The sequence below is a fragment of the Polaromonas sp. genome (assembly GCF_016185115.1).
Taxonomy (GTDB): Bacteria; Pseudomonadota; Gammaproteobacteria; order Burkholderiales; family Burkholderiaceae_C; genus Polaromonas.
Genome location: NZ_JACPOF010000030.1, coordinates 386,116 through 411,423, shown reverse-complemented (window position 1 = coordinate 411,423; position 25,308 = coordinate 386,116). Strand labels below are relative to the sequence as shown.

23 protein-coding genes and 2 riboswitches are annotated in these 25,308 nt (G+C 59.7%); of the genes, 9 read left to right on the top strand and 14 right to left on the bottom strand.

From position 1 onward, the window contains the following. Nucleotides 1-25: 25 nt before the first annotated feature. The 10 genes from gcvP to HYX42_RS22855 all read right to left on the bottom strand — a co-directional run bounded on the left by gcvP (nucleotide 26) and on the right by HYX42_RS22855 (nucleotide 13,358). Nucleotides 26-2,920, bottom strand: coding sequence for an aminomethyl-transferring glycine dehydrogenase (gene gcvP / locus HYX42_RS22900; protein WP_293407602.1), 2,895 nt, complete (start codon nucleotides 2,918-2,920; stop codon nucleotides 26-28). Between the two features lie 90 nt (nucleotides 2,921-3,010). Further along, nucleotides 3,011-3,382, bottom strand: coding sequence for a glycine cleavage system protein GcvH (gcvH, locus tag HYX42_RS22895; RefSeq protein ID WP_293407600.1), 372 nt, complete (start codon nucleotides 3,380-3,382; stop codon nucleotides 3,011-3,013). Between the two features lie 51 nt (nucleotides 3,383-3,433). Beyond that, nucleotides 3,434-4,588: a glycine cleavage system aminomethyltransferase GcvT gene (gene gcvT / locus HYX42_RS22890; RefSeq protein WP_293407598.1), complete on the bottom strand. Its 1,155-nt coding sequence runs from the start codon at nucleotides 4,586-4,588 to the stop codon at nucleotides 3,434-3,436. A gap of 39 nt (nucleotides 4,589-4,627) precedes the next feature. Further along, a riboswitch (glycine riboswitch) is annotated at nucleotides 4,628-4,729 on the bottom strand. A 21-nt stretch (nucleotides 4,730-4,750) separates the two neighbouring features. Further along, nucleotides 4,751-4,854: riboswitch (glycine riboswitch) on the bottom strand. Nucleotides 4,855-4,875: 21 nt separating this feature from the next. Further along, nucleotides 4,876-6,168: a TRAP transporter large permease gene (locus HYX42_RS22885; RefSeq protein ID WP_293407595.1), complete on the bottom strand. Its 1,293-nt coding sequence runs from the start codon at nucleotides 6,166-6,168 to the stop codon at nucleotides 4,876-4,878. A gap of 79 nt (nucleotides 6,169-6,247) precedes the next feature. Continuing rightward, nucleotides 6,248-6,760: a TRAP transporter small permease gene (locus HYX42_RS22880; protein ID WP_293407593.1), complete on the bottom strand. Its 513-nt coding sequence runs from the start codon at nucleotides 6,758-6,760 to the stop codon at nucleotides 6,248-6,250. A 99-nt stretch (nucleotides 6,761-6,859) separates the two neighbouring features. Continuing rightward, nucleotides 6,860-7,831, bottom strand: coding sequence for a TRAP transporter substrate-binding protein (locus HYX42_RS22875; RefSeq protein ID WP_293407591.1), 972 nt, complete (start codon nucleotides 7,829-7,831; stop codon nucleotides 6,860-6,862). Nucleotides 7,832-7,890: 59 nt separating this feature from the next. Further along, complete coding sequence (gene denD, locus HYX42_RS22870; protein WP_293407589.1) at nucleotides 7,891-8,889, bottom strand: D-erythronate dehydrogenase; 999 nt, start codon at nucleotides 8,887-8,889, stop codon at nucleotides 7,891-7,893. 34 nt (nucleotides 8,890-8,923) lie between these two features. After that, nucleotides 8,924-10,225 (bottom strand): TAXI family TRAP transporter solute-binding subunit, encoded by a 1,302-nt coding sequence (locus HYX42_RS22865; RefSeq protein ID WP_293407587.1) that lies wholly within the window; start codon nucleotides 10,223-10,225, stop codon nucleotides 8,924-8,926. Next, the gene (locus HYX42_RS22860) at nucleotides 10,222-11,529 is read right to left on the bottom strand and encodes a TAXI family TRAP transporter solute-binding subunit (protein ID WP_293407584.1); all 1,308 of its coding nucleotides are present in this window, start codon (nucleotides 11,527-11,529) and stop codon (nucleotides 10,222-10,224) included. The genes HYX42_RS22865 and HYX42_RS22860 overlap by 4 nt, the downstream gene beginning before the upstream one ends. Before the next feature lie 143 nt (nucleotides 11,530-11,672). Continuing rightward, on the bottom strand, nucleotides 11,673-13,358 hold the full coding sequence (locus HYX42_RS22855; RefSeq protein ID WP_293407582.1) for an electron transfer flavoprotein-ubiquinone oxidoreductase: 1,686 nt from the start codon (nucleotides 13,356-13,358) through the stop codon (nucleotides 11,673-11,675). A 133-nt stretch (nucleotides 13,359-13,491) separates the two neighbouring features. On the opposite strand from HYX42_RS22855, the gene HYX42_RS22850 reads away from it, so the two are divergent. The 3 genes from HYX42_RS22850 (at nucleotide 13,492) to HYX42_RS22840 (ending at nucleotide 15,712) form a co-directional block, all read left to right on the top strand. After that, nucleotides 13,492-14,274, top strand: a complete 783-nt coding sequence (locus tag HYX42_RS22850) for an SDR family oxidoreductase (protein WP_293407580.1) — start codon at nucleotides 13,492-13,494, stop codon at nucleotides 14,272-14,274. A 103-nt stretch (nucleotides 14,275-14,377) separates the two neighbouring features. Beyond that, nucleotides 14,378-15,271 (top strand): DMT family transporter, encoded by an 894-nt coding sequence (locus HYX42_RS22845; RefSeq protein WP_293407579.1) that lies wholly within the window; start codon nucleotides 14,378-14,380, stop codon nucleotides 15,269-15,271. Nucleotides 15,272-15,289: 18 nt separating this feature from the next. Continuing rightward, nucleotides 15,290-15,712, top strand: coding sequence for a thioesterase family protein (locus HYX42_RS22840; protein ID WP_293407578.1), 423 nt, complete (start codon nucleotides 15,290-15,292; stop codon nucleotides 15,710-15,712). Nucleotides 15,713-15,717: 5 nt separating this feature from the next. Here HYX42_RS22840 and HYX42_RS22835 read toward each other — a convergent pair whose 3' ends face one another. Continuing rightward, nucleotides 15,718-16,338, bottom strand: a complete 621-nt coding sequence (locus tag HYX42_RS22835) for a peroxidase-related enzyme (protein WP_293407577.1) — start codon at nucleotides 16,336-16,338, stop codon at nucleotides 15,718-15,720. Nucleotides 16,339-16,586: 248 nt separating this feature from the next. Between HYX42_RS22835 and katG the strand changes: the two genes are divergently transcribed. After that, a complete protein-coding gene (katG, locus tag HYX42_RS22830) occupies nucleotides 16,587-18,776 on the top strand; it encodes a catalase/peroxidase HPI (RefSeq protein WP_293407750.1) in 2,190 nt (729 codons plus the stop codon). Between the two features lie 99 nt (nucleotides 18,777-18,875). Then, nucleotides 18,876-19,277 carry a carboxymuconolactone decarboxylase family protein gene (locus HYX42_RS22825; RefSeq protein WP_293407575.1) on the top strand — a complete coding sequence of 134 codons (402 nt, stop codon included), beginning with the start codon at nucleotides 18,876-18,878 and terminating at the stop codon, nucleotides 19,275-19,277. 207 nt (nucleotides 19,278-19,484) lie between these two features. Here HYX42_RS22825 and HYX42_RS22820 read toward each other — a convergent pair whose 3' ends face one another. Then, nucleotides 19,485-20,504, bottom strand: a complete 1,020-nt coding sequence (locus tag HYX42_RS22820) for a zinc-binding alcohol dehydrogenase family protein (protein WP_293407572.1) — start codon at nucleotides 20,502-20,504, stop codon at nucleotides 19,485-19,487. A gap of 109 nt (nucleotides 20,505-20,613) precedes the next feature. Between HYX42_RS22820 and HYX42_RS22815 the strand changes: the two genes are divergently transcribed. Both HYX42_RS22815 and HYX42_RS22810 read left to right on the top strand, forming a co-directional pair. Beyond that, nucleotides 20,614-21,504: a LysR family transcriptional regulator gene (locus tag HYX42_RS22815; RefSeq protein WP_293407570.1), complete on the top strand. Its 891-nt coding sequence runs from the start codon at nucleotides 20,614-20,616 to the stop codon at nucleotides 21,502-21,504. An 88-nt stretch (nucleotides 21,505-21,592) separates the two neighbouring features. Next, nucleotides 21,593-22,177 carry a GAF domain-containing protein gene (locus tag HYX42_RS22810; protein WP_293407568.1) on the top strand — a complete coding sequence of 195 codons (585 nt, stop codon included), beginning with the start codon at nucleotides 21,593-21,595 and terminating at the stop codon, nucleotides 22,175-22,177. A 19-nt stretch (nucleotides 22,178-22,196) separates the two neighbouring features. Here the strand turns inward: HYX42_RS22810 and HYX42_RS22805 are convergent, their stop codons facing one another. Further along, nucleotides 22,197-22,745 (bottom strand): PAS and helix-turn-helix domain-containing protein, encoded by a 549-nt coding sequence (locus HYX42_RS22805; protein ID WP_293407566.1) that lies wholly within the window; start codon nucleotides 22,743-22,745, stop codon nucleotides 22,197-22,199. Between the two features lie 106 nt (nucleotides 22,746-22,851). Between HYX42_RS22805 and HYX42_RS22800 the strand changes: the two genes are divergently transcribed. Both HYX42_RS22800 and HYX42_RS22795 read left to right on the top strand, forming a co-directional pair. Then, nucleotides 22,852-23,559 (top strand): CoA transferase subunit A, encoded by a 708-nt coding sequence (locus tag HYX42_RS22800; RefSeq protein ID WP_293407564.1) that lies wholly within the window; start codon nucleotides 22,852-22,854, stop codon nucleotides 23,557-23,559. 1 nt (nucleotide 23,560) lies between these two features. Then, the gene (locus HYX42_RS22795) at nucleotides 23,561-24,196 is read left to right on the top strand and encodes a 3-oxoacid CoA-transferase subunit B (protein WP_293407562.1); all 636 of its coding nucleotides are present in this window, start codon (nucleotides 23,561-23,563) and stop codon (nucleotides 24,194-24,196) included. Nucleotides 24,197-24,251: 55 nt separating this feature from the next. On the opposite strand, the gene HYX42_RS22790 is transcribed toward HYX42_RS22795, so the two are convergent. Then, entirely contained in the window at nucleotides 24,252-25,169 is a 918-nt protein-coding gene (locus HYX42_RS22790; RefSeq protein WP_293407560.1) for a LysR family transcriptional regulator, read from the bottom strand. Nucleotides 25,170-25,308: the final 139 nt, after the last annotated feature.

The following is a 25,308-nucleotide window of genomic DNA, read 5'->3' as shown; positions in this document are numbered from 1 at the left end:
GTGTTCAGTGGTCCGGCCGCTGCTGTCAGGCGTAATCGCTGACAGGGATGCAGCTGCAAAACAGGTTGCGGTCGCCATGCACGTTGTCGACACGGCCCACAGGAGGCCAGTATTTGGACTGTTTCAGGCTTGCCAGCGGGAATGCGCCCGTTTCGCGTGAATATGGCCTGTCCCAGTCACTGCCCAGCAGGCTTGCGGCTGTATGCGGTGCGTGCTTGAGAGGGTTGTTGTCCTGGGGCCACTGCCCGGTTTCTACCTTGCGTATCTCTTCACGGATGGCGATCATCGCGGCAATGAAACGGTCCAGTTCCGGGAGGGTTTCGCTTTCTGTAGGTTCCACCATCAGTGTGCCGGGGACGGGAAAGCTCAAGGTTGGCGCGTGAAAGCCATAGTCCATCAGGCGTTTGGCCACATCCTCCGCCGTGACGCCGCTGGTTTCCTTGACGGGGCGCAGGTCAAGAATGCATTCGTGGGCGACGTGACCGTTGGCACTCGCGTACAGCGTGGGGTAGTGGTCCTTCAGGCGTGCGCTGATGTAGTTGGCGCTGAGGATGGCAATCTCTGTCGCATGCTTCAGTCCTTCAGGGCCCATCATGCGGCAGTACATCCAGCTGATCGGCAGCACGGCTGCATTGCCCAGGGGGGCTGCTGATACCGCGCCCACACCATTGACAGGAATGCCTGCCGTCGCATGACCGGGCAGGTAAGGGACGAGATCCTTGACCACACAAACAGGCCCCACGCCCGGGCCGCCGCCGCCATGAGGGATGCAGAAGGTCTTGTGCAGGTTCAGGTGACTGACGTCGCCGCCAAACTCGCCCGGTGCTGCGACGCCCACCAGCGCATTCATGTTGGCGCCGTCTACATAGACACGCCCGCCGTGTGAATGCACCAGCCCACAGAGTTCCTCTACCTGCGTTTCAAAAACACCGTGTGTGCTGGGGTAGGTGATCATGACGCAGGCCAGGTTGGCGCTGTGCTGTTCGCATTTGGCCTTGAGGTCGGCCATGTCGACATTGCCCCTGGCATCGCAGGCCGTGACAACTACCGTCATGCCCACCATCTGCGCGCTGGCCGGGTTGGTGCCGTGTGCTGATGATGGAATCAGGCAAATATTACGGTGACCCTGGCCGTTCGCTTCGAGGAACGCCTTGATGACGAGCAGGCCTGCATATTCGCCCTGGGAGCCTGCATTGGGCTGCAGACTGATGCCTGCGTAACCGGTGGCCTGGCACAGCCAGTCGCGCAGCTGCTGGTCAAGCTCTGCATAGCCGAGCAGTTGCTCTGCAGGTGCGAATGGGTGGATGTTGGCGAACTCTGGCCAGGTGACGGGAACCATCTCGCTGGTGGCATTGAGCTTCATGGTGCAGCTACCCAAAGGAATCATGCTGCGGTCAAGCGCCAGATCCTTGTCGCTGAGCATGCGGATGTAGCGCAGCATGCCGGTCTCGGAATGGTGGGTATTGAAAACCGGGTGCGTGAGGAAATCGCTGGTGCGGCGCAGGTCAGCAGGGATCAGCGATTCGATGCCTTTTTCAAAGGCGCTGACAACGGGCAACGTCTGGCCTTCAGTAGCGAAGAAAGACCAGAGCAGTTCAATGTCCTTCCGGCTGGTGGTCTCATCCAGTGAAACGCCCAGGTGGTTGTTGAGCCTGAACCTCAGGTTTGCACCCGCCTGGCGTGCGCGGCCTGCGATCAGCTGGGTTGCTTCCCCGGTCTTGATGGTGACCGAATCGAAGGCTCCATCATTGGTGATCTCATAGCCCAGTTGTTTGAGACCCTGCACAAATATGGCGGTGTAGGCAGCGACCCGCTCGGCAATGCGTTTCAGGCCCTGAGGGCCATGGTAGACCGCATACATGCTGGATATAACCGCCGGCAGAACCTGCGCCGTGCAGATATTGGAGGTGGCTTTTTCACGGCGTATGTGCTGTTCGCGCGTTTGCAGTGCCAGGCGGTAGGTCGGGTTGCCATGCACATCGACGCTGACACCGACAAGGCGTCCGGGTAGCGAGCGCTTGTATTCATCACGGCAGGCGAGGTAGGCGGCGTGAGGGCCGCCATTGCCCATGGGCATGCCAAAGCGCTGTGTATTTCCGAACACGATATCGGCATCCCATTCGCCGGGCGGCGTGAGCAGTGTCAGTGCCAGCAGGTCGGCAGCCACACACAGGGCTGCACCGTCAGCATGCGCCTGCCCGGCAAGGGGGCGCAGGTCGTGAATGCTGCCGGTGGTGGCCGGGTACTGGGCCAGCACGCCGAAGTAGTTGCCTTCGGCCATGAGCTGTGGGACGGTGACCGATGCGGTGCTGATCCTGACTTCAATGCCCAGTGGTTTCGCCCGCGTCTGGACGACTTCAATGGTCTGCGGGTGGCAGTCCCCGGCGACGATAAAAACATTGCTTTTACTTTTCACGCTGCGCCTGGCCAGCGTCATGGCCTCGGCCGCGGCAGTGGCTTCGTCCAGCATGGATGCGTTGGCAATCGGCATGCCGGTCAGGTCGCAGACCATGGTCTGGAAATTGATGAGCGCTTCCATGCGCCCCTGTGAAATCTCGGCCTGGTAAGGCGTGTAGGCCGTGTACCAGGCCGGGTTCTCCAGGATGTTGCGCAGGATGACGCCGGGTGTCCATGTGCCGTAGTAGCCCTGGCCAATAAAACTCTTGAAGACCTGGTTTTTTGATGCGATGGCCTTGAGCTGTTTGAGCGCTGCTGCCTCTGTGACGGGTGAAGGAATCGCCATGGCGCTGCTGCGCGCAATCGACCGCGGAACAATTCCGTCTATCAGTTCACGACGCGAGCTTGAGCCCACCGCCGCCAGCATGCGGGCTTCGTCGGCCTCGTCAATCCCGATGTGGCGGGCGAGGAATTCAGAAGGGTTCTCAAGATCGCCCAGCGGCTTGGCGGATTGCATCAACATGGAAACTCCGGAAATATGTGTCATCCCGGGCAAGGACCCGGAAGCCATGGATTGCGGATCATGTCCGCAATGACGAAAGAAGGTAATTGTTCAGGCGCTTGCAGAAAACGAGTTGTAGCTGGTTTCGTCCATCAGGCCCGTGAGCTGTGATGCGTCGGACAGTTTGACCTTGAAGAACCAGCCCGCACCCAGCGGGTCGCTGTTGGCCAGCGATGGGTCGTCGCGCAGGGCTTCATTGACTTCGGTGACTTCTCCACTTACGGGCATATACACATCTGCGGCAGCCTTGACAGACTCGACCACACCGGCCGTTTCCTTTTGTGCCAGGGTGGCGCCTACTGCAGGCAGGTCCACAAACACGACGTCGCCCAGCGCATCCTGCGCGTGGACGGTGATGCCGACAGTGGCGATGTCGCCTTCAATCTTCAGCCACTCGTGGTCTTCGGTGTATTTGACGGTCATGGGTTTCTCCTGAAAGTGTTGTTTGAAAAGTTGCCGTGCTAAGCCAATGCCTTAGCCGCGGTAGTAATGGGTGGGAACAAATGGCATGTTGGCGACCTCCATGGGTACGGGTTTGCCACGTACCATGGCGTTGATTTGTGTACCGGTAGAAGCAAATTCCGGGCTCACATAACCCATGGCGACGGGCTGATTGATGGTGGGCCCGAGCAGGCCGCTGGTGACTTCGCCGACCTGTGCGCCGTCGGGGCTGTGCAGTGTTGTATGGTCACGCACCGGCACGCGCTCAAGTGCGATGAGGCCGACACGTTTGCGTGGCAGCGTGGATGAGCCAGACAGCTGCGCCAGTATCCTCTCCGCGCCCGGAAATCCTCCCGCCCGCGCGCCGCCTGTGCGCCTGACTTTCTGGATCGCCCAGTTCAGGCTGGCCTCAACGGGTGTGGTGGTGGTGTCAATGTCGTTGCCATAGAGGCAAAGTCCGGCTTCCAGACGAAGGGAGTTGCGTGCACCCAGGCCAATGGGTTTGACTTCAGGTTCGGCGAGCAGCGCGCGCGCCAGCTTGTCTGCCTGCGCGGCCGGAACGGAAATCTCGAAACCGTCCTCGCCGGTATAACCGCTGCGTGTGAGAAAACAGTCGCAGCCCGCAACGGTATAACGGCCACCGGTCATGAAGACCAGTTTTTCAACACCCGGGGCAAGCCGTTGTAATGCCGTCACGGCTTGTGGGCCCTGAAGTGCGAGCAGTGCCATCTCTGGCATGGGAGTGACAACACAGCGCTTGCCGATTTTTGCCCGAATATGGGCAATGTCGCCGATCTTGCAGGCGCCGTTGACGATGATGAACAGGTCGCCGCCGTTGCCGATGTCACGGTTGAAAAACATCAGATCATCGATGATGCCGCCTTCATCATTGAGCAGCAGGCCATAGCGCTGCTTGCCGGGCGCAAGGTCAAGCACATCGACGGGCATCAGGGTTTCCAGGGCGTTGGCCGCATCTGGTCCTTCAAGGCGCAACTGGCCCATGTGGGAGACGTCAAACAGGCCGGCTGCTGTACGTGTGTGGTGGTGCTCGGCCATCAGGCCCGCCGGATATTGCACCGGCATGGAATAGCCGGCAAAGGGGACCATGCGCGCGCCGAGAGTCACATGCAGGTCATGCAACGGTGTCTTGAGCAGGGTTTCGGGGGGGGCAGGGCTGGACAAGGGCATTCTCCGGGGGGCAAACAAGTTCCGCAGCAAAAGCTGCGGGCTGCCCCTGCTGTCCACTTTACCTGAGAGATTCACCCGGCGATGCGGGTTTGCTCCTTCGGTGGGCTGCCGAAAAAGCAGCCTCTCTCCAGTAGGGAACGCTCCCCGGCGCGGTGCGCCGGGAAACGGTTGTCAGTCCTTTTGCCTGAGCGTTCAGTGCACCATTGCGGGTGACACATGCGCCTTCGGCGGTTTTCGCGGGAAAAACTCTCTCCTGACCCTCAAAGTGTAGCGGATGACCGGATTCGCTATTTAAAACCCAGTGCATGGGGCGCCCAGGTGCTCAGTGCAGGAAGGAATGTCAGCAGAACCAGCACGGCTGCGTGGGCCCAGAGAAAGGGCACAAGTTCGCGCACCAGCGGGCCCATGGGGACACGCGAAACGTTGGAGGTCACAAACAGCAGGCCGCCGACTGGCGGTGTGATCATGCCCAGTGTGAGGTTGTAGATCACGATCATCGCAAAGTGGATGGGGTCTATGCCGAGCTTGACGGCAACGGGCGCAAGAATCGGGGCCAGCACCATCACACCCGGCAGCGGTTCAATGAAGATACCAAACAGCAGCAAAAAGATGTTCACAAAAATCAGGAACATCCACGGCGACAGATGCATGCCAATGATCCAGTCGGCCATCTGTTGCGGCAGGCCTTCAATCGTCAGAATCCATGCGAAAGATGCGGAAAGACCGATGATGATGAGCACCGAGGCGGTCAGCAATGCCGAGCGCGCGAGGATGTCTGGCAGGGCTTTCCATTCCAGCGTGCGGTAAACAAATTTTCCGCAAATCAAGGCATAAAAAACCGCAACGACGGACGCTTCGGTGGGCGTAAACCATCCGGCGCGCATTCCGCCAAGAATAAGCACAGGCAGCAACAGCGCGGGAATGGCCTTCCATGTGGTGCGCCAGACTTCCGGCCATGGCGGAAGGGCGCCATCACCCTTGTAGTTGCGTTTTTTCGAAACATGAAAATTCACCACGCACATGGCCACGGCAATCAGGATGCCGGGAATCAGGCCCGCAACAAACAATGCGCCCACCGAGACATTGTCATCCTGCAGCGCATAAATGATCATGATGATGGATGGCGGGATGATGGGCCCGACGATGGCGGTTGCAGCCGTCAGTGCCGCCGCGTACGAGCGGTCATAGCCGGCCTTGTCCATCATCTTGATCAGCATGGAACCCGGACCTGCTGCATCAGCCAGTGCAGAACCGGAAATGCCCGAGAAGAATGTCAGCGACACCACATTGGTGTAACCCAGCCCACCGCGTTTATGGCCGACGAACTGGCCGGCGAATTTCAGCAGGACTTCCGTCAGGGAACCGCCGCTCATGAGTTCTGCCGCCAGTATGAAAAATGGAACGGCCATCAGGGGAAAGCTGTCTATGCCTGTGAAGGTTTCTTTCAGCAGTACAAACAGCGGGTAATTTTCCGCCAGCACCAGCGTGGCGACGGTGGCAAGGCCCAGCGCAAAGGCTACTGGCACGCCAATAGCCAGGAAAAAGCAGACCGTCAGAACGAGTAACAGGCTGGCGCTCATAAAGTCCCCACGCTTGCGGCCTGCGCCGCTGCACTGCCCCCCGAGGGGGCGCTCGCGCCTTGGAGCGGTCCGGCGGCGCTCATAGCGATGCACTCGCCAGTGCGTCAAAGTGCGCATCGCTCGCAAATTTGCGTTCCATCACATAACCTCTCACGACCAGCAGCCAGTGAATGATGAGCAGCACGCCACCCACAGGCATCGCCGCATAGATATAGGCAAACGGTATCTGCGTGGCCGCGGTCAGCTGGAACATGGTTCGACCCATGTAGAGCCAGCCATACCAGATCATGAATCCGAAAAAGGCGAACAGTAGAAGCGCGACAAAAGCGCGTATGGCAATCGCCATGGAGCGTGGGAGTACGTCCTGCAGGTTCTCTACCGCGATGTGCCCGCCGTAGCGCAGCACCGGTCCGGCACCGAGAAAAGTCAGCCAGATCATCATGTGGCGCGAGACCTCTTCGGCCCACTCAATGGACTGGTTGGTCAGGTAGCGAAGCGCGACATTGACAAAAATAATGACGGCCATTGCCGCGAGCAGGAGTATGAGGGCCCAGCGGTTGGCGCCGAGGAAATATCGTTCGAAGGTCTTCACTGTTGTTCTCTGTTGTTCGGCTCTGGAAAGCCGGAGCCCCGCGAAAAAATGCCGCCCGTATGCCCTGCTACGGGCCGGGCGGCTGTACCTCAAGCAGGCTTAACGGACGTCCTGGATCTTCTTGATGTTGTCTGCGCCGAATTCCTTGGCATACCCCGCATAGGCAGGGGCCAGCGCGGTACGGAAGGCGTTGCCATCTACCACCTTGGTGACTTTCATGCCTTCTTTTTCAAGTTGGGCAATGCCGCTGTTCTCGTCATCATTGACCTTTTTGCGCTGGGCTGCGCCGGCTTTTTTGGCAGCCTCAACAAACACCTTCTTGTCTGCTTCGGTCAGTTTGTTCCAAGTCCTGGGTGACAGCAGCAGCAGCGCAGGTGAATACACGTGGCCCGTCAGCGACAGGTGTTTCTGGACCTGCGAGAACTTCGAGGCAAGGATCACGGGGATTGGGTTTTCCTGTCCGTCGACCGTGCCCTGTTGCAACGCTCCGAACAGCTCAGGAAAGGCCATGGGCGTCGGCAGGATGCCGAAGGTTCGGTATCCGTCCATATGCACCTTGTTTTCCATTGTGCGCATCTTCAGACCGGCGGCATCGGTGGGCTTGACGATGTCGCGCTTGCTGTTGGTCATGTGGCGGAAACCGTTTTCCGTCCAGCCTAGGGCGATGATGCCCTTGCTGGGGAATTTGCTGAGGATGTCCTGGCCTATGGGGCCGTCCATGACCTTGCGTGCGTGGTCGTAGTCACGAAAGAGGAAAGGGATGTCGACGATCTTGACTTCGGGCACAAAGTTGCCGACCGGGCCTGTCGATGTATTGACCAGGTCTTGCGTGCCCAGCTGCACGGCTTCTATCTGCTCGCGCTCGCCACCCAGTGCCGAACTGGCAAAGTGCTGGCATTTGTAGCGGCCTTGCGTGCCTTTTTCAACTTCGTCGCAAAACACGGTGGAGCCCACGCCGTAATGCGATTCCTTGTTGGTGGCATAACCGATTTTCAGGATGGTCTGTGCCTGGGCTGCGCATGCGAGGCCCATGGCAAGGGAAATGCCGGTGAGCAGGCGGGTGAGTTTCATACCTAATGTCTCCTTTATTGTTCAACCGCCCACTATGCACCAGGCGCGACCTGAGTTATCTAAGGATTTTCTCTTAGGTAATCCCTGACGACGCTCTCAAAATCGCTGTCCGGCAGCAGCCCCAGCGCTGCCGCGCGTGCCGCATCAATCCGGGAAGGCCAGCTTGTGATGATGCGTGCAATGGCAGCGTCTGGCGTCCAGTCGATCAGGCTTGAGGCCTTTTTGCCGGCCACGCGCTCAAGTGCTTCAGCCATGCTCCTCACAGTGGTTGTGATGGCGGGCAGGTTGATGGCTGTTCTCGCGCCCCAGTCCGCATCACTGGCTTCTGCCGCCCGAATCAGGCCTTCAATGGTTCGGGCTGGCGATGAGAGCGCCACCGCAGTGTCTGGCGGGACAGGGCATATGGCCCGGATGCCGGCCAGCGGCTCGCGGATCATCCCGCTCAGAAAGCCCGACGCCGCACCATTCGGTTTGCCGGGCCGTACGCTCACGGTCATCAGCCTCACGTTCCGGCCACGGATAAATCCCTTGCGGGCATAGTCGGCCACCAGCTGTTCCCCAATGAATTTCTGTATGCCGTAACTGTTCTGTGGCGTGGGCAGGGTGCGGTCGTCAATGACTGAAGGCAAGGGTTGTTCGGGCGAGTTGCCAAACACGGCGAGGGAGCTTGCAAAGACAAACGTTGGCACCGTCTCCTGCGCACGGCAGGCCTCCAGTAAAGCCCGGGTGGCGTCGATGTTGCTGCGCATGCCGAGGTCGAAATCGGCCTCGCATTCACCGCTGACTGCGGCGGCGAGATGAAACACCAAAGTGTGGTGAGGCTGTATGACCGAAGCTGCAGCCATGGTTGACTGCAACAACTCGTTAAGGTCGCCGGTCACGGCCAGAACCCTGCTGTCTGAGAGCAAATCCGGTGGCGGGGCGAGGCGATCAACCAGCGTGATGGTCCTGATGGCTTGCGCTTCGTTTGCCGCGAGCGACAGCTTCCCGCGCGCGAGCAGTTCCCGCGCCAGCCTGGCACCCAGAAAACCGGCGCCTCCGGTGATGACAATATCCATGCAGTGTGTCTCGTTGCAGCTTATAAAAATGCTTTCAGCGCGCGCGAAGCTTGAGAAGCCGATCCTGCGCAGCAGCCAGGTGCTCGCGAAGCGTGTACCAGCGCTCCGCAAATTCATCAGGCATGTCCAGCGCCACCACCTGGCTTTCAATGGCGTCGAGCCGTTCCAGCAGCCGCTTGAGGGCCATCGGCTGCTCGCTGGCCACACTGTCCATTTCGCTTTCAAGAAACTTCACGTCGCCGTAAAAATGGTTCAGCGCTGCCATGATCCGCCAGTCGAAGAGCCTGGGAATCCAGGCAAGAACCAGCAGGGCAATGACGAGTATGGGGACGACTGCATACACGAACAGTTCCATGCGCTGCGCCGTCCGGTATGGCAGCAGGGTTTCGAGCCACGGCCGTGCGCCCAGGCTGTAGTCCCGCGCCGCCGGAGAGAGTGGAAAGTCTGTGCCCTTGAAGCTCGGGAATTGACCGTGCCGCTGAAGAAAGTTGGGTACTTCGTGTATTTCGATTGCGGCGTCCAGCAACGCGCGTTGCAGCGCCGGGTGGACATCCGGCCTGGCCAGCAGATGGGTTTGCAGGCTCATCAGCGTGAGGTCACGGGGCGGAATGTCCCCGCGCAGTTCTATCGCGCCCTGGGGCAACAGCAGCGGCTGCAGGCGTGGCTCTTTTGCCGCAAGGCTTCCCGCGTGTTCCGTCCCCAGCAACTGGATGCCGGGTTGCCGGGTCAGCAGCTGTATGGATTGAGCGTCTTCTCCGGATGCCTGAAACACCATGTCCAGGTTACCGTCTGTCAGGGCTTCGGCGGCCTTCACACCGGTGGCAGGGTCGAAGCGGACATCGGCGATACGTATGCCTGCATGCTCAAGCAGTGCCCTGGCTGCAATGAAAGAAGATGATCCAGGCGGCCCCGCAGCGACGCGCGCGCCAGGCCTCAACTGGGCCAGCGATGCAGCTCCCCCCGGGTCCGAAAAAATCCAGACCGGGTCCTGGCCGACGACTGCCAGGGCGTGGAGCGGCTTTTCCGGGCTGGCGTAAATACCATGCGCAAACCCGATAGTGGCATGCTCACCGTCGTTGATGATGCGGTCAAGCGCCCCCCGCTGGGTATCGGAATAGACAATCTCGACGTTCATGCCCTGGCGCTCAAGCTGTTCTGCGTAGCGTTGGGCAAGGGCCGAATACCCGCCCTGGGGTGAACCTGCCGCAATCACCACCCTGTCGGGCGGACTCACCTGCCAGCGCGTTGCCGACCACCAGAGCGCCGCAGCAGTGCAGAGGATGACAGGCAGGTAAAACAGCCACCACCGGCGCCGGTAAAGAAGCAGCAGTTTCATCGTCCGCGCATCCGGTAAAGACGCTGGCGCACGAACTCGATGTGCTGGTGCAGCGTGTATGAGCGTGCCATCAACTCCCTGGGACAGGCAAATGCGAGCAGGGCCTTGTCCATGCCGTTCAGCCGGAGCAGAAAGCGCGTGAGATCAAGGCCGGACAGAGACTCGTTCGACAGGTCGTTTTCGATGAATTTGAGCTCGCCGTACCAGCGATTCAGCCTGCTCTCCACCATCCAGCGCATATAGCGGGGGATCAGGCGCATGAGCCAGAGCGCGACCAGCATCACTGGCAGCACCAGCAGTACGAGCCGCTCCACAACCTGCGCCCACCAGAAAGGCAAAACGCGCTCAACCAGGGGCAGGCCATGGACCAGCGTTTCGCGCGCCTGCGGCGCAGTCGGGAAGTCGATGCGCCTGAGGGACGGGAAATCACCCGCACGAAAAAACAGGCCGCCCCCGGTGTGTACCTCCATGGCCACCGACAACGCGAGCCGTTTGAGTGCGGGGTGCAGCGCTTCGCGTGCGACCAGGCTGGCCGAGGTGGTCAACAGTGTGATGTCGCGTGGCGGCAGGTTGGTGCCCAGCGTACCCTGCGGCAACAGGCGTGCCTCGAGAAATGGGTTGCGCTCGGTCATTGCAGCGGACTTGCGAAGGTTGGCCAGCTGGATACCCGGCAAACCCAGCATGTTCTGGATCGCAAATGATTCGGGCGGGGCCACCATAAGCACGGCATCGAGCTGGTTTTGCCGCATGGCCTGCACGGCGGCGTTGCCTGTCAATGTTGAAAGCGTCAGGTCCTTGGTTGCCATGCGCGCCTGCTCAAGCAGCTTGAGTGCCACGTTACGGCTGCCGCTGCCTTCGGGCCCGATGCCAAAGCGCAGGCCCTGCAACTGGCCCAGTGAATCAATCTCGCGGTTGCGGGTGAATATCCAGACGCCTTCGACGTCGACATTGGCCAGGGTTTGTATGCGGCTGCGGTCACGCCGCTCGGTGGAGGTGCCCAGATATCCAAAACCGCCCTGCATGAAAGCGAGGTCGGAGGGTGACCGGTCCTGCCGCAACCGGTCCTGGTTTTGCTGCGAACCGGCAGATGATTGAACTTCGAGCGTGATGCCGTGGGCTGCAAAACGCTCGGCATAACGCAGCGCGTGGCGATAGTAGGCGCCGTCGGTTGCCGCCGTGGTGATGCTCAGGTGCGTTGGCGGCATCGGGTAGAGGAACACCCACAGGCAGACTGCGGTGACCACGGCCAATACGACGACCGGCAGGCGGATCAAAAGCCATTTGCGTTGATACAGCCTGGCCATGCGCACTGAAAATCTCCCCCATGGATGATCTGCCTGCCTCTTTATAGCTTAAAGAGGCCTGCGGCAACAGGACCCAAGGGTATTCCTTTGTGGGCATCGCCGAAGACGGGGCTGTTCGCGCACGCGCTTCCGCGCTCGTGCCCCTACATGCCGCTGTAGTTGGGCCCGCCCCCACCTTCGGGCGTCACCCAGACAATGTTCTGTGTCGGGTCCTTGATGTCGCAGGTCTTGCAGTGCACGCAGTTTTGCGCATTGATCTGCAGGCGGTCGGAGTTGTCTTCGTTCTTGACGAACTCATAGACGCCGGCCGGGCAATAGCGGCTCTCGGGGCCTGCGTATTTCGCCAGATTGATGCCGACCGGTACGTTGTTGTCCTTCAGTGTCAGGTGCGCCGGCTGCTGCTCTTCATGGTTGGTGTTGGAAACAAACACCGAGCTCAGGCGGTCAAAGGTGATCTTGTTGTCGGGCTTGGGATAGGCGATGGGCTGGCATTCAGCGGCTGGCCTGAGCATCGCGTAATCAGGTTTGTCGCGGTGAATCGTCCATGGCGGGCTCTTGATGCCCAGCTTTGGCAGCAGCCATTGCTCGATGCCGGTCATGAAGGAGCCGACATACAAACCCTTCTTGAACCAGGCCTTGAAGTTGCGCGACTGGTCAAGCTCTGCGGCCAGCCAGCTTTTGGCATAGGCTTCGGGGTAAGCCGTCAGCTCATCATGCTGGCGGCCAGCGGTGACGGCTTCATAAGCTGCTTCGGCAGCGAGCATGCCGCTCTTGATGGCTGCATGGCTGCCCTTGATGCGGCTGGCATTGAGGTAACCGGCTTCGCAGCCGATCAGTGCACCACCCGGGAAGACTGTTTTTGGCAGGCTCAATGCGCCGCCCGCCGTGATGGCGCGTGCGCCATAGCTGATGCGCTTGCCGCCTTCAAGATATTTTTTGATAGCCGGGTGGGTCTTCCATCGCTGCATTTCCTCAAACGGGCTGAGGTAGGGGTTGCTGTAGTCAAGGCCGGTGACCAGTCCCAGCGTGACCTTGTTGTCTTCCAGGTGGTACATGAAGCCGCCGCCATAGGTGGCAGTGTCCATGGGCCAGCCGGCGGTGTGGATGACGAGGCCTGCCTTGTGTTTGGCCGGGTCGATTTCCCAAAGTTCTTTCACGCCCAGCGCATAGGCCTGCGGGTCCTTGCCCGCATCGAGCTTGAACTTTGCGATCAATTGGCGGCCCAGGTGGCCGCGCGCGCCTTCTGCAAACACGGTGTACTTGCCATGCAGTTCCATTCCGAGCTGAAAGTTGTCTGTGGGTTCGCCGTCCTTGCCGACGCCGAGATTGCCGGTCGCCACGCCCTTGACGGAACCGTCTTCGTTGTAAAGCACTTCTGCAGCCGGAAAGCCGGGGAAGATTTCAACGCCCAGGTTCTCGGCCTGCTGTGCCAGCCAGCGCACCACATTGCCCAGACTGATGACGTAGTTGCCCTCGTTATGAAAGCAATCAGGTACAAAAAAATCAGGTGTCTTGACGGCACCGGTTTCTGTGAGAAATAGCACCTCGTCTGCCGTCACTGGCTGGTTGAGCGGCGCGCCCTGCGCTTTCCAGTCGGGGATCAATTCTGTCAGCGCGATAGGGTCCATGACCGCACCCGACAGGATGTGCGCGCCGGGCTCGGAGCCCTTTTCAAGCACAACCACTGAAAGCTCTGCGCCTTTCTCTGCTGCAAGCTGCTTCAGGCGAATGGCGGTGGCGAGGCCGCCGGGCCCTCCGCCCACCACGACCACGTCATATTCCATTGCTTCACGGGGGCCGAACTGGGCCAGGATTTCTTGGTTATTCATCGGGGGCTCGCTGATAATGATTTGGGACAGGCCGCCTGCGTATGCCTGCGCTTGTCCGTGATTTTATGCCGTGAAACAGGCCAGACCCTGTCTTGTTGGCTATACGTGAAATGTCTTGTTTTAAGGAGTCGTGATGGCCTACAGCCTTGATCTTTCAGGCCGTGTCGCGCTGGTGACCGGTGCATCCGGCGGCCTGGGTGCGCAATTCGCAAAAACATTGAGCCGTGCGGGGGCTGCAGTGGTGCTGGCAAGCCGGAGGATGGACAAGCTGAAAGACCTGCGTGCGCATATCGAGGCCGAAGGCGGCGCAGCCCACGTCGTTGCACTCGACGTGACCGACCACGCCAACATCAAGGCTGCAGTGGCGCATGCCGAAACCGAAGTCGGGCCCATAGACATTCTGATCAACAACTCCGGCGTCAGCACCACGCAGCGCCTGCAGGATGTGGGCGAAGAAGACTATGACTTCATCTTCAACACCAATGTGAAGGGCGCATTTTTTGTGGCGCAGGAAGTCGGCAAGCGCATGCTTGCACGCTCTCGTGGCGCAGCGCTAGGTGCTTTTGCCGGCGCCCGCATCATCAACATCGCATCCATGGCCGGGCTGCGGGTGTTGCCGCAGATCGGTGTTTATTGCATGAGCAAGGCAGCCGTGGTGCAGATGACAAAAGCGATGGCGCTGGAATGGGGCAGGTTCGGCATCAATGTGAATGCCATCTGCCCCGGCTACATCGACACAGAAATCAACCACCATCACTGGGAAACCGAGCAGGGCAAAAAGCTGGTGCAGATGCTGCCGCGCAAACGCGTGGGCCAGCCTGAAGACCTCGATGCCTTGCTCGTGATGCTGGCGAGCGGGGAAAGCCATTTTGTCAATGGGGCGGTCATCGCGGCTGATGACGGATTCGGAACCTGAATATGGCCCCCACGCTTGTCGCTTCGCGTACTACGCTGCCCCCCGAGGGGGCTGGCCTTGCTTGGGGCGGCCCGGCGCTGCGGCCTTTCGCTATCGCTCAAGAATGCTGACAGGCATTCTGGCGGGGCTGGCTGCGGGCGCTTTGTGGGGACTGGTATTTGTCGCACCCCTGATGGCTCCCGGTGTTTCCGCCGTGGACTTCACTGCGGGCCGATTCCTTTCCTACGGCGCCCTGTCTTTCGTATTGATGATTCTGTTTCGCAAGGCATCCTGGCCGACAGCGCGTCAGACCGTCGCTGCGTGCGGCTTGAGCCTGCTGGGTTTTACCGGCTATTACCTGCTGCTGGTCTTTGCGATTCGTGATGCGGGCACCGAAGTGCCCAGCCTCATCATCGGCACCATTCCCATCTGGATGATGTTGCTGGGAAGGCCGGCCGGGCTGCGCATGGTCACGCTATTGCCCGGCTTGTTGCTGACGCTGTCTGGATTGGCGCTGATGATGAAGGCATCGTCCGGTCTCGCTGTTGGAGGGCAGGCGCCCGTGATCTTCTGGCGTGGCGTGGCGTTTGCGCTTGCCTCCATGCTCTGCTGGACGGCCTTTGGCATCCTGAATGCGGCGTGGCTGAAAAAACACCCGGAGGTCAATGCCACCACCTGGGCCAACTGGCTGGGCGTTGCGACCGGCCTGGGTGCCCTGATGTTGTGGCTTGTTGCGGGCTCAGACATTCAGGTGCTCCGGTCCCAGGATGGGCTCATTCAGGCGGCCTTGCTTGCTGTCGCCACCGGCATAGGCTCGGCCTGGCTGGCCACCATACTGTGGAACATCGCCAGCCAGCGCTTGAGTGCCAGCCTGTGCGGGCAACTGATCGTCAGCGAAACCATTTTTGCGCTGGTTTATGCCTTCATCTGGAAGGGCCAGTTGCCGGGCTTGCTGCAAGGCCTGGCCTGTGTGTTTTTTGTCGCGGGTATCCTTGCCTCCATCCGCGCCCACCGTTAAATCAGAGTCAAAGACATCATGAAAATCGAGATACCCGAGAAGAAAAAACTGGTCCATGAAATGGTCATACCCATACGCTGGGGTGACATGGATGCTATGGGCCACCTGAATAACGGGAGCTATTTCCGCTACATGGAAACCATCCGTATCGAGTGGTTTGTAGCCGCCGGCATCAAGCCCGACCCCAATGGCGAAGGCCCCGTGATCGTCAATGCCTTCTGCAACTTCTACAAGCAGCTGGAGCACCCCGGCGATGTGCTCACAAAGATGTATGTGAGCGAACCTGCGCGCTCGACCTTTGAGAGCTGGTGCACCATGGAACGCGTGGATGCACCCGGCGTGATTTGCGCTGCAGGTGGCGCGACCACCATCTGGGTGGACTTTCCCGCACAGAAATCCAGAACCATGCCGGACTGGCTTAGAAAGATGGTCGAGTTTTAACCAGGTCAGGCGGCCTTGGCCTTGGGCACACGTCCCATCAGGTAGAACTCGGGGTTGGGTTGCATGCCGCTGAAGCTGGCCATGCGGTTTGAAAGCCCGAAGAAGGCCGTGATGGCCGCAATGTCCCAGGCGTCTTCGTCGTCAAAGCCGTGGGCTTTCAGTGCGTCAATGTCGGCATCTTCAATCTCGTCTGAATGCAAACAGACTTTCATCGCAAAATCCAGCATGGCAAGCTGGCGCGGTGTGATGTCGGCCTTGCGGTAGTTCACCGCAACCTGGTCGGCCACCAAGGGCTTCTTTTCATAAATACGCAGGATTGCGCCGTGGGCCACCACGCAATAGAGGCACTTGTTGGCCGCGCTGGTGGCGGTGACGATCATCTCGCGCTCGCCCTTGGTCAATGACCCGTTGGGGTTGGAGCCTTCTTCCTTGAGCATGATGGCGTCGTGGTAGGCAAAAAATGCGCGCCATTCGGCAGGGCGCCGTGCCAGCGCCAGAAAGACGTTGGGCACAAAGCCGGCTTTGTCCTGCACCTCCAGCACCTTGGCCTTGATGTCTTCGGGCAGGTCTTTCAGTTCGGGGGCTGGATACCGGGGCGTTGCACGCGAGGTATTGATATGAGTCATGAGGTTTTCCTTCAACGGATTTATAAATGTCTCTGCCCCCAAGGGTAAAGCATGGACTTCAGTCTGGCTGGACTCCAAAAAGCGCTCCATCAAATGCCTATTGATAAAAGCTATCAAATAAATACTTTTTATTGCCTTTGATTATTTTGCTGTGAAACCTAGACTGGTAGCCGAAACCCTTTCGAAACCCTTTCATCTGCCATTGATCTGTCAACCCAAGCAAGGAGACCCCCATGTCTGAACAACAAATGCAAAGCGAAGCCAAATGCCCTTTCTCCGGCGGCGCGCCAAAGCCCACGCCCCGTGGCACCAAAAATTCGGCATGGTGGCCCGAACAGTTGAACCTGCAGGTGTTGCACCAGAGGTCCTCGCTGTCCAATCCCATGAGCCCCGAGTTCAAATATGCGGAAGAATTCAAAACCCTGGATCTTGATGCGGTCATCAAGGACTTGCATGCGCTGATGACCGATTCCCAGTCCTGGTGGCCTGCAGACTATGGGCACTACGGTCCCTTCTTTGTCCGCATGGCCTGGCATTCTGCCGGCACCTACCGCACCTTCGACGGCCGCGGCGGCAGCGGCAGCGGCGAGCAGCGTTTTGCGCCGCTCAACAGCTGGCCGGACAACGGCAACCTCGACAAGGCGCGTCGCCTGCTCTGGCCCATCAAGGCCAAATACGGGCGCAAGCTGTCATGGGCGGACCTCTTCATCCTGACGGGCAACGTCGCCATGGAGTCCATGGGCTTCAAGACTTTCGGTTTCGGCGGGGGCCGTCCCGACGTATGGGAGCCGGAAGACATCAACTGGGGCTCGGAGACCACCTGGCTGGGTGACGAGCGCTACAGCGGCGACCGTGAGCTGGCGAACCCGCTCGCTGCGGTGCAGATGGGCCTGATTTACGTCAACCCCGAAGGCCCGAACGGCAAGCCTGACCCGCTCGGCTCGGCCCGCGACATTCGCGAAACCTTTGCCCGCATGGCCATGAACGACGAGGAAACCGTGGCCCTCACCGCCGGCGGCCATACTTTCGGCAAGGCCCACGGTGCGGTCGATCCCAAACATCTCGGCGTCGCGCCGGAGGGTGCAGGCATCGAGAACATGGGCTTTGGCTGGGTCAACAGCTTTGAGTCCGGCCACGGCGTGCACACAACCACCAGCGGCATCGAAGGCGCCTGGACCAAAAACCCCATCAAGTGGGACAACGGTTACTTCGAAAACCTCTTCGGCTATGAATGGGAACTGACGAAGAGCCCGGCCGGCGCACACCAGTGGAAGCCTGTGGGCACCACGGGTGACGGCACCGTACCCGACGCGCACGACCCGGCAAAACGCCATGCCCCCATGATGACCACGGCCGACATGGCCATGCGCATGGACCCGGCTTACGAAAAAATCTCGCGCCGCTTCATGGCCAACCCGCAGGAGTTTGCCGATGCCTTTGCACGCGCCTGGTTCAAGCTGACGCACCGCGACATGGGCCCGGTTGCCCGATACCTTGGTCCGCTGGTGCCCAAGGAAGAGCTGATCTGGCAAGACCCTGTGCCTGCAGTCGACCACCCGCTGGTCAATGATGCGGACGTGGCCGCGCTGAAGGCGAAGATCCTCGCTTCGGGCTTGACCACTTCGCAGTTGGTCACGGCCGCCTGGGCTTCGGCCTCGACCTTCCGCGGCAGTGACAAACGTGGCGGCGCCAACGGTGCGCGCATTCGCCTCGCACCGCAGAAGGACTGGGAAGTCAACCAGCCGGCTGAACTGGCCAAAGTGCTGGCGAAGCTTGAAATGGTGCAGAAGGAGTTCAACGCCGCGCAATCGGGCGGCAAGAAGGTCTCGCTGGCCGACCTGATCGTGCTGGGCGGCACTGCCGCCGTCGAGGCCGCCGCGAAGAAGGCTGGCCACAAGGTGAGCGTTCCCTTCACGCCGGGCCGCACCGACGCCTCACAGGCTCAGACCGATGTGGAGTCGTTTGCCGTGCTGGAACCGGTGGCTGACGGCTTCCGCAATTACGTTCGCAAGGGGCATGAAGCTGCGGTTGCCGAGTTGCTGGTCGACAAGGCCAGCCTGCTGACCCTGACGGCGCCCGAGATGACGGTGCTGGTCGGTGGCCTGCGGTCTCTGGGTGCGAATGCGGGCGCGGCCAAACACGGCGTGTTCACCAAACGGGAGGATGAGCTGACCAACGACTTCTTTGTCAACCTGCTGGACATGAACACGAAGTGGCAGAAGTCTCTTGACACAGAGTTTGTGCTGGAAGGCCGCGACCGCAAGACGAATGAGCTCAAGCTCACAGGCACGGTGGCTGACCTGGTCTTTGGCTCCAACTCTCAGTTGCGTGCACTGGCCGAGGTCTATGCCAGCAGCGATTCGAACGAAGTGTTTGTGCGCGACTTTGTGAAGGCGTGGACCAAGGTCATGAACCTTGACCGCTACGACCTCGCCTGAACGGCCGTTATATCGAAGGCTTGATCGCCAAGCCCGTTCCGGTCCCTGCCGGGCGGGCTTTGTCATTTGCACTATTCTCGGGATTTTTCTGGAGCATTCATGGCCGCAGACGCACCCGACAGCCACAACAAGGATTTCGACGCCGGCCTGGCAACCCGCAAGCAGGTGATGGGCGAGGACTTTGTCGCCAACGCCTTCGCCAATGCCACGCCGTTCACCATGCCCATGCAGCACTACATCACCCGCAACGCCTGGGGCGATGTCTGGCAGCGACCTGGGTTGGACCTGAAAACCCGCAGCCTGATCACCGTCGCCCTGCTGACTTCCATGGGCAAGCAGCATGAACTCAAGGGCCATGTACGCGGCGCGCTCAACAACGGCGCTACGCCGGAGGAAATCCAGGAGGTGCTGTTGCATGCGAGCGTTTACTGCGGTGTGCCGACGGCAGTGGAGGCCTTCCGGTCTGCCGCGGAGGTGGTAGATGGACCGAAAAAGGCGTGAGGCCAGCAATTTCTGGTGACTCGCCTGCAATGGACAGCGTTTGAAAGTGCTATGTTTTCAATAGCTGCTCACGTGCATATCTATTGGCCTGCAGCCATATTTGATGCCTGGAAGAGCCATTTTTCAGCCTTTCCCGCACTGAAAAATGGTTTTTGAGAAGTCCGATTTAAGCATATGCCCCGGCATATGCTGAAATGCACCAAATAATCAGGTCCAGCCTTCCAGCACCACTTTGCCGCGCGCCTTGCCCGACTCCAGCAGCGCATGGGCCTTGCGCAGGTTGGCGGCGTTGATGCTGCCGAACTTTTCGGTCACGGTGGTGCGCAGTCGCTTGTCGTCCACCATCTTTGCCACTTCATTGAGCAGCCTGTGCTGTTCGATCATGTCCGGCGTGCCGAACACCGGGCGGGTGAACATCAGCTCCCAATGCACGGACAGCGATTTGCGCTTGAAGAGGTTGATGTTGATGTTTTGCGGATCGTCAATCAGTCCGAATTTGCCCTGTGGGGCGAGCGCTTCCACGATTTGCTGGATGTGCGATTCGGTCTGCGTCAGGCTGACGACATAGTCCACCGCCGGGATGCCAATGGCTTTCAGCTCTTCGGCAATCGGTTTGCTGTGGTCTATGACGTGGTGGGCGCCCAGCTCTTTCACCCAGGCCCGGGTCTCGGGGCGCGAGGCGGTGCCGATGACGGTGAGTGCCGTCAGTTGCTTCGCCAACTGCGTCATGATGGAGCCGACACCGCCGGATGCACCGATGATCAGCAGTTTTTTACCGGCGGCACCATTGCCTTGGGGAATGGCCAGGCGGTCGAACAGCATTTCCCAGGCGGTGATGCTGGTCAGCGGCAGGGCGGCTGCTTCGGCAAAACCCAGCGATGTGGGCATGTGCCCGACGATGCGCTCGTCAACCAGGTGCAGCTCGCTGTTGGTGCCGGGCCGGGCGATGGAGCCGGCGTACCAGACCTTGTCGCCTGCCTTGAACAGTGTGACATCCGGGCCGACCGACTTCACAACGCCGCTGGCGTCATAACCCAGCACCTTGTAATCCTGGCCGGGTGCCGCCCCGTCCCTCATGCGGACCTTGGTGTCTACCGGGTTGACCGAAATCGCCTTCACTTCGACCAGGATGTCGTGGCCCGCAGGGGTTGGGTCGGGCAGGGTGATGTCCGTCAGGCCTTCGCTGGCGCTGAGTGCGTGCAGCTGTTTGTATCCGATGGCTTTCATAGGTTGACCTTTTGAGTTGAGTGTTTTGAGCAGATGGTGAACTGTATGACGTTTGAAAGTGAAGATAAATCACGTGGCAATTGAAGGCATTTGCAAATAAAATTTGTAAATGAAGGCACTCCAAGATCTTGAAATTTTTGTCCGCACGGTCGATACGGGCAGTCTGTCGGCCACCGCGCGCAGCCTGGACCTGACGCCGGCCGCGGCCAGCGCCGCCCTCAAACGGCTGGAAGAGGAACTGGGCGCGCCGCTGTTTGTGCGCTCCACCCGCAGCCTGCGGCTGACCCGTGAAGGCGAGGTGTTCCTCGCGCACTGCAAACCGGCGCTCGCGGCTTTGCGGGACGGGCAGCTTGAACTGGCCAGCGGCCGGCAGCAGGTCAGCGGCATGCTGCAACTGGCCGCCTCGTCTGACTTTGGCCGCAACATCCTGCTGCCGTGGCTGGACGAGTTCCAGCAACTGCACCCCGGCATCCAGTACCGGCTGCATGTGGCAGACAGGGTCAACAATGTCTACAGCGACCTGGTGGATGCCGCCTTCCGCCAGGGCGAGCCGCCAGATTCCAGCATGCTGGCGCTGCCTCTTGATTTGAACAACCGCCGCGTACTCTGCGCTTCGCCTGCGTATATTGAAAAGCACGGCGCACCGCTTTCACTGCAGGATCTGGCGCAACACAGCTGCCTGTGCTTCATGCTGGGCGAAGACGTGTACGACAAATGGAAGTTTTCACGCGGCGGTGAACAGGTGACCGTGCGTGTGGGCGGCGGCAATATCGCCAACGATGGCGACATCGTGCGCCGTTGGGCGATGGCAGGGCGCGGCATTGCCTACAAGTCGCGGATTGATATCGCAGCTGACCTTGCCGCCGGCCGGCTTGTGCGTCTGCTGCCGGAATGGGAGGGCGAGCCGTCCCACATCTACATGGTCCTGCCGGGGCGCAGGCAATTGACACCCGGCCTGCGTTTGCTGCGCGAATTCATCAGTGCCCGCTGCGCCACCTGATTACGTTTTGTATCAATCCCGGCTGGCAGAACTTTTGAAGGCCGCAGGTGTCCATGTATAAACAAAAGCCTTATTTTTTGGAGAGTCAATGTTTTCTATCAAGGATCTGGGGTACGAACCCGACGATCTCATGGTCAAGGTGTCCGAGCTCATGGTTGCCACGGCGGACGAGTCCGATTCAGGAATCGAAAAATCCGTACCTGAAGTCTTGCGCCTGCTGCGCGACAAAATGCACATGGATGTGGTGTTTGTTTCCGAGTTCCTGGATGGGGAGCGCGTTTTCCGCCATGTAGACAGCGAGCCGGAAAACGCCATCATCGCGGCGGGCGACAGCAACCCGCTTGAAGAAAGCTGGTGCCAGCGTGTGGTTGATGGCCGTTTGCCGCCCTATATTGCCGACGCTTCCAGAGAGCCGGCGTCTGCGGCGCTTGAAAAAGCACTGCCTTTCCGCATCGGGACCCACATCAGCACGCCGATTGTCCTGCAGGACGGTAAGGTGTACGGCACGCTTTGCTGTTTCAGCTTCAGCCCTGCGGCAAACCCCGATCCCAAGGACCTCAGGCGCCTGCAATACACGGCGCAACTGACTGCCGGCAAGATAGACAAGAGCAGGGCGGAACTCAAAAAACGTGAGAGCCCGCCGCCTGATGCCTGGGGCCTGGCGCCCTTATAGGTTTGCTTTCTGGGTGACGTCAGCCCGCCAGCAGCTTGTGCACCAGGTCGGCTGTGGTCGATGCCTTGTATTTGCGCATCAGGCGCGCGCGGTATATCTCGACCGTGCGGTGGCTGATGATGAGGGCGCGGCCTATTTCCTTTGAGGTCATGCCTTCCATCAGGTGGGCCGCCACTTCACGCTCGCGGGCCGTCAGTTCCGCCGTGACGGGACGGCGTGAGCTCAGGTCTTCAAAGGTCCAGATGCCGGATTCATGCGGGGCATTGCGATTCAGCGCCCGGCCCGTGACGTGGCACCAGAAGGTCTCGCCCTTGTTGCGGCCGTCCACACGCTTCATGATGCGGTCGTCGGCGTAAATGCCCTTGGCATTGAGGAAGGGCAGCATGCGCGCGCCTATGCGCTCGTACTCGTCCGCGCTGGGGTACAGCACCATGAATGACTGGCCGATCAGCTGCTCGCGCGAGGCGCCGAACATCTCGCACAAATGCTGGTTGCAGTCCACAATCGAACGGTTACGCGACAACACCAGCCCGACCGGCGCCAGGTCAAATGCCAACTGGTAATCCACTTTTGTATCCACCTTCACAGGATTTACCCTTTACGAAAAACTACGTATTTCATTAGGTAGTATCGTACTGGCTTGTCAGTAGGCAGATTCCTTAAAGGAGACATTTGTGAAGAAACTTTATCCCTCCGCCGCAGAGGCGCTCAAGGGTGTCGTCAAGGATGGCCAGCTTCTGGGCGTCGGCGGCTTCGGCCTGTGCGGGATTCCCGAGGCGCTCATCGAAGCGCTGAAAGACAGCGGCGTGAAAAACCTCACCTGTATTTCGAACAATGCCGGTGTTGACGGCTTTGGACTGGGCAAGCTGCTGGAAACCAGGCAGATCAAAAAGATGATTGCCAGCTATGTGGGCGAAAACAAGGAGTTCGAGCGCCAGTACCTGGCAAAGGAGCTGGACCTTGAATTCACGCCGCAGGGTACGCTGGCAGAGCGCCTGCGTGCGGGCGGCGCCGGCATTCCCGCCTTCTTCACCAAGACCGGTGTGGGCACCCTGATTGCCGAAGGCAAGGAAGTGCGCGAATTCGACGGCGAGACCTACATCATGGAGCGCGCGCTGGTGCCTGATGTTTCCCTCGTCAAGGCATGGCGTGCCGACACCTCGGGCAATTTGCAGTTCCGCTTCACGGCGCGCAACTTCAACCCGGCAGTGGCAATGGCCGGCAAGATCTGCATTGTTGAAGTCGAAGAGGTTGTTGAACTGGGCGCGATGGAGCCTGACCACGTGCATCTGCCGGGCATTTATGTACACCGCATCGTGTGCAACCCCAACCCTGAAAAGCGCATCGAGAAGCGCACCATCACAGAGAAAGCAGGTAGCTGATATGCCATGGACCCAAGACCAGATGGCCGCGCGTGCGGCACAGGAACTCGAAGACGGTTTTTATGTCAACCTCGGCATCGGCATCCCTACGCTGGTGGCCAACTTCACCGGCGACAAGGAAGTCTGGCTGCAAAGCGAGAACGGCATGCTGGGCATAGGCCCCTTCCCGACGGAAGACAAGGTTGATGCCGACCTGATCAACGCCGGCAAGCAGACGGTGACCACGCTCAAGGGTTCGTCGATTTTCGGCAGCCATGACAGCTTCGCGATGATTCGCGGCGGCAAGATCAACCTGTCCATTCTGGGCGCCATGCAGGTCAGCGAAAAAGGCGACCTGGCGAACTGGATGATTCCGGGCAAGATGGTCAAGGGCATGGGCGGTGCAATGGACCTGGTGGCGGGCGTCAAACGCGTCATCATCCTGATGGAACACGTCGCGAAGAAAAAAGACGGCACCGAAGACATGAAGATTCTGCCCGAGTGCACCCTGCCGCTGACCGGCGTGGGCGTGGTCGACCGCATCATCACCGACCTGGCCGTGATGGACGTGACGCCTGAGGGCATCAAGGTCGTTGAACTGGCCCCCGGCGTGACCATGGAAGCGCTGCAGGCCAAGACCGGCGTCAAGCTGCACTAGTTCTTCGCATTCGATAAAAAGGGCACTGGCGGCAACGCCGGTGCCCTTTTTCTTTTTATTTGCGCAGCAGCAGCATGTCTGCGGTCTCGCGCTTGATGATGTTGCGCAGCCACTTGTTGGCCGGGTCGGCATGATGACGCTCATGCCAGTACTGGCGGATCTCGAAGTTGGGCAGCTTGAGTGGCGGCTTGAAGAGCTTGATGTTGATCATGCGGCTGAAGCCCACGCCCAGATCTTCCGGAATGGTCATGATCAGGTCCGACTGTGAGATGAAAAACGGCAGCGCAGAAAAACGCGGCAGGCGCAGCATCACGTCGCGCGTCAGGTCGAGTCGGGAGAGAGCTTCCTCTACCGCGCTGTGAGGTGATCCGCTGGTCCAGTACATGCCGTGTTTTGCATTCACAAATTGATCCAGCGACAAACTGTTTTTGATAAAGGGGTGGTCGCCCCGCACCGCGCAGACATAGGAGGTATTGCGCACCACCTGCTGGTGCGCCCAGTTGGGCATGCCGGGAAAGTAGCCTATCGCCAGATCGATGACGCCGCTGTCGAGTGCAGGGATGACCTCGTCCGGCCGGAAATCAAAAATCGAGAGCCGCGCACCGGGTGCGTGTTCACCGAGGTAGGTCATCACCTGCGGCATCATCAACAGCATGCCGATGTCGTTGATGTAGACGCGAAAGTTCACCGTCGTTGTTTGCGGGGAGAAATCGTCCGGCTGGTCGACTTCGCGCACGATGTCCAGCGCCCGTGTGATCTTGACCGACATGCTGTCCGCATAGGGCGTGGGCCGCATGCCGTGGGATGTGCGTACAAACAGCGGGTTGTCAAAACGCTCACGCAGGCGCTTGAGTGCGGCGCTCACGGCAGGCTGGGTCAGGCCCAGTTCAATCGCGGCTGCTGACAGGTTTTGATGCCGGTAAATCGCATCAAAGGTCAGCAACAGGTTCATGTCGAAGTCGACCAAATCCATTTCCGTGTCCCGGGTAAAGGTAAGCCCTTAAGGGTTAACCTGTGATTTTTATGATATCAGCCAGACTGATTTTATTGATAAACAGTTTGATTAGGAATTTATATGACATCGCACTAGACTGGCCGCATCAAAAGGCACG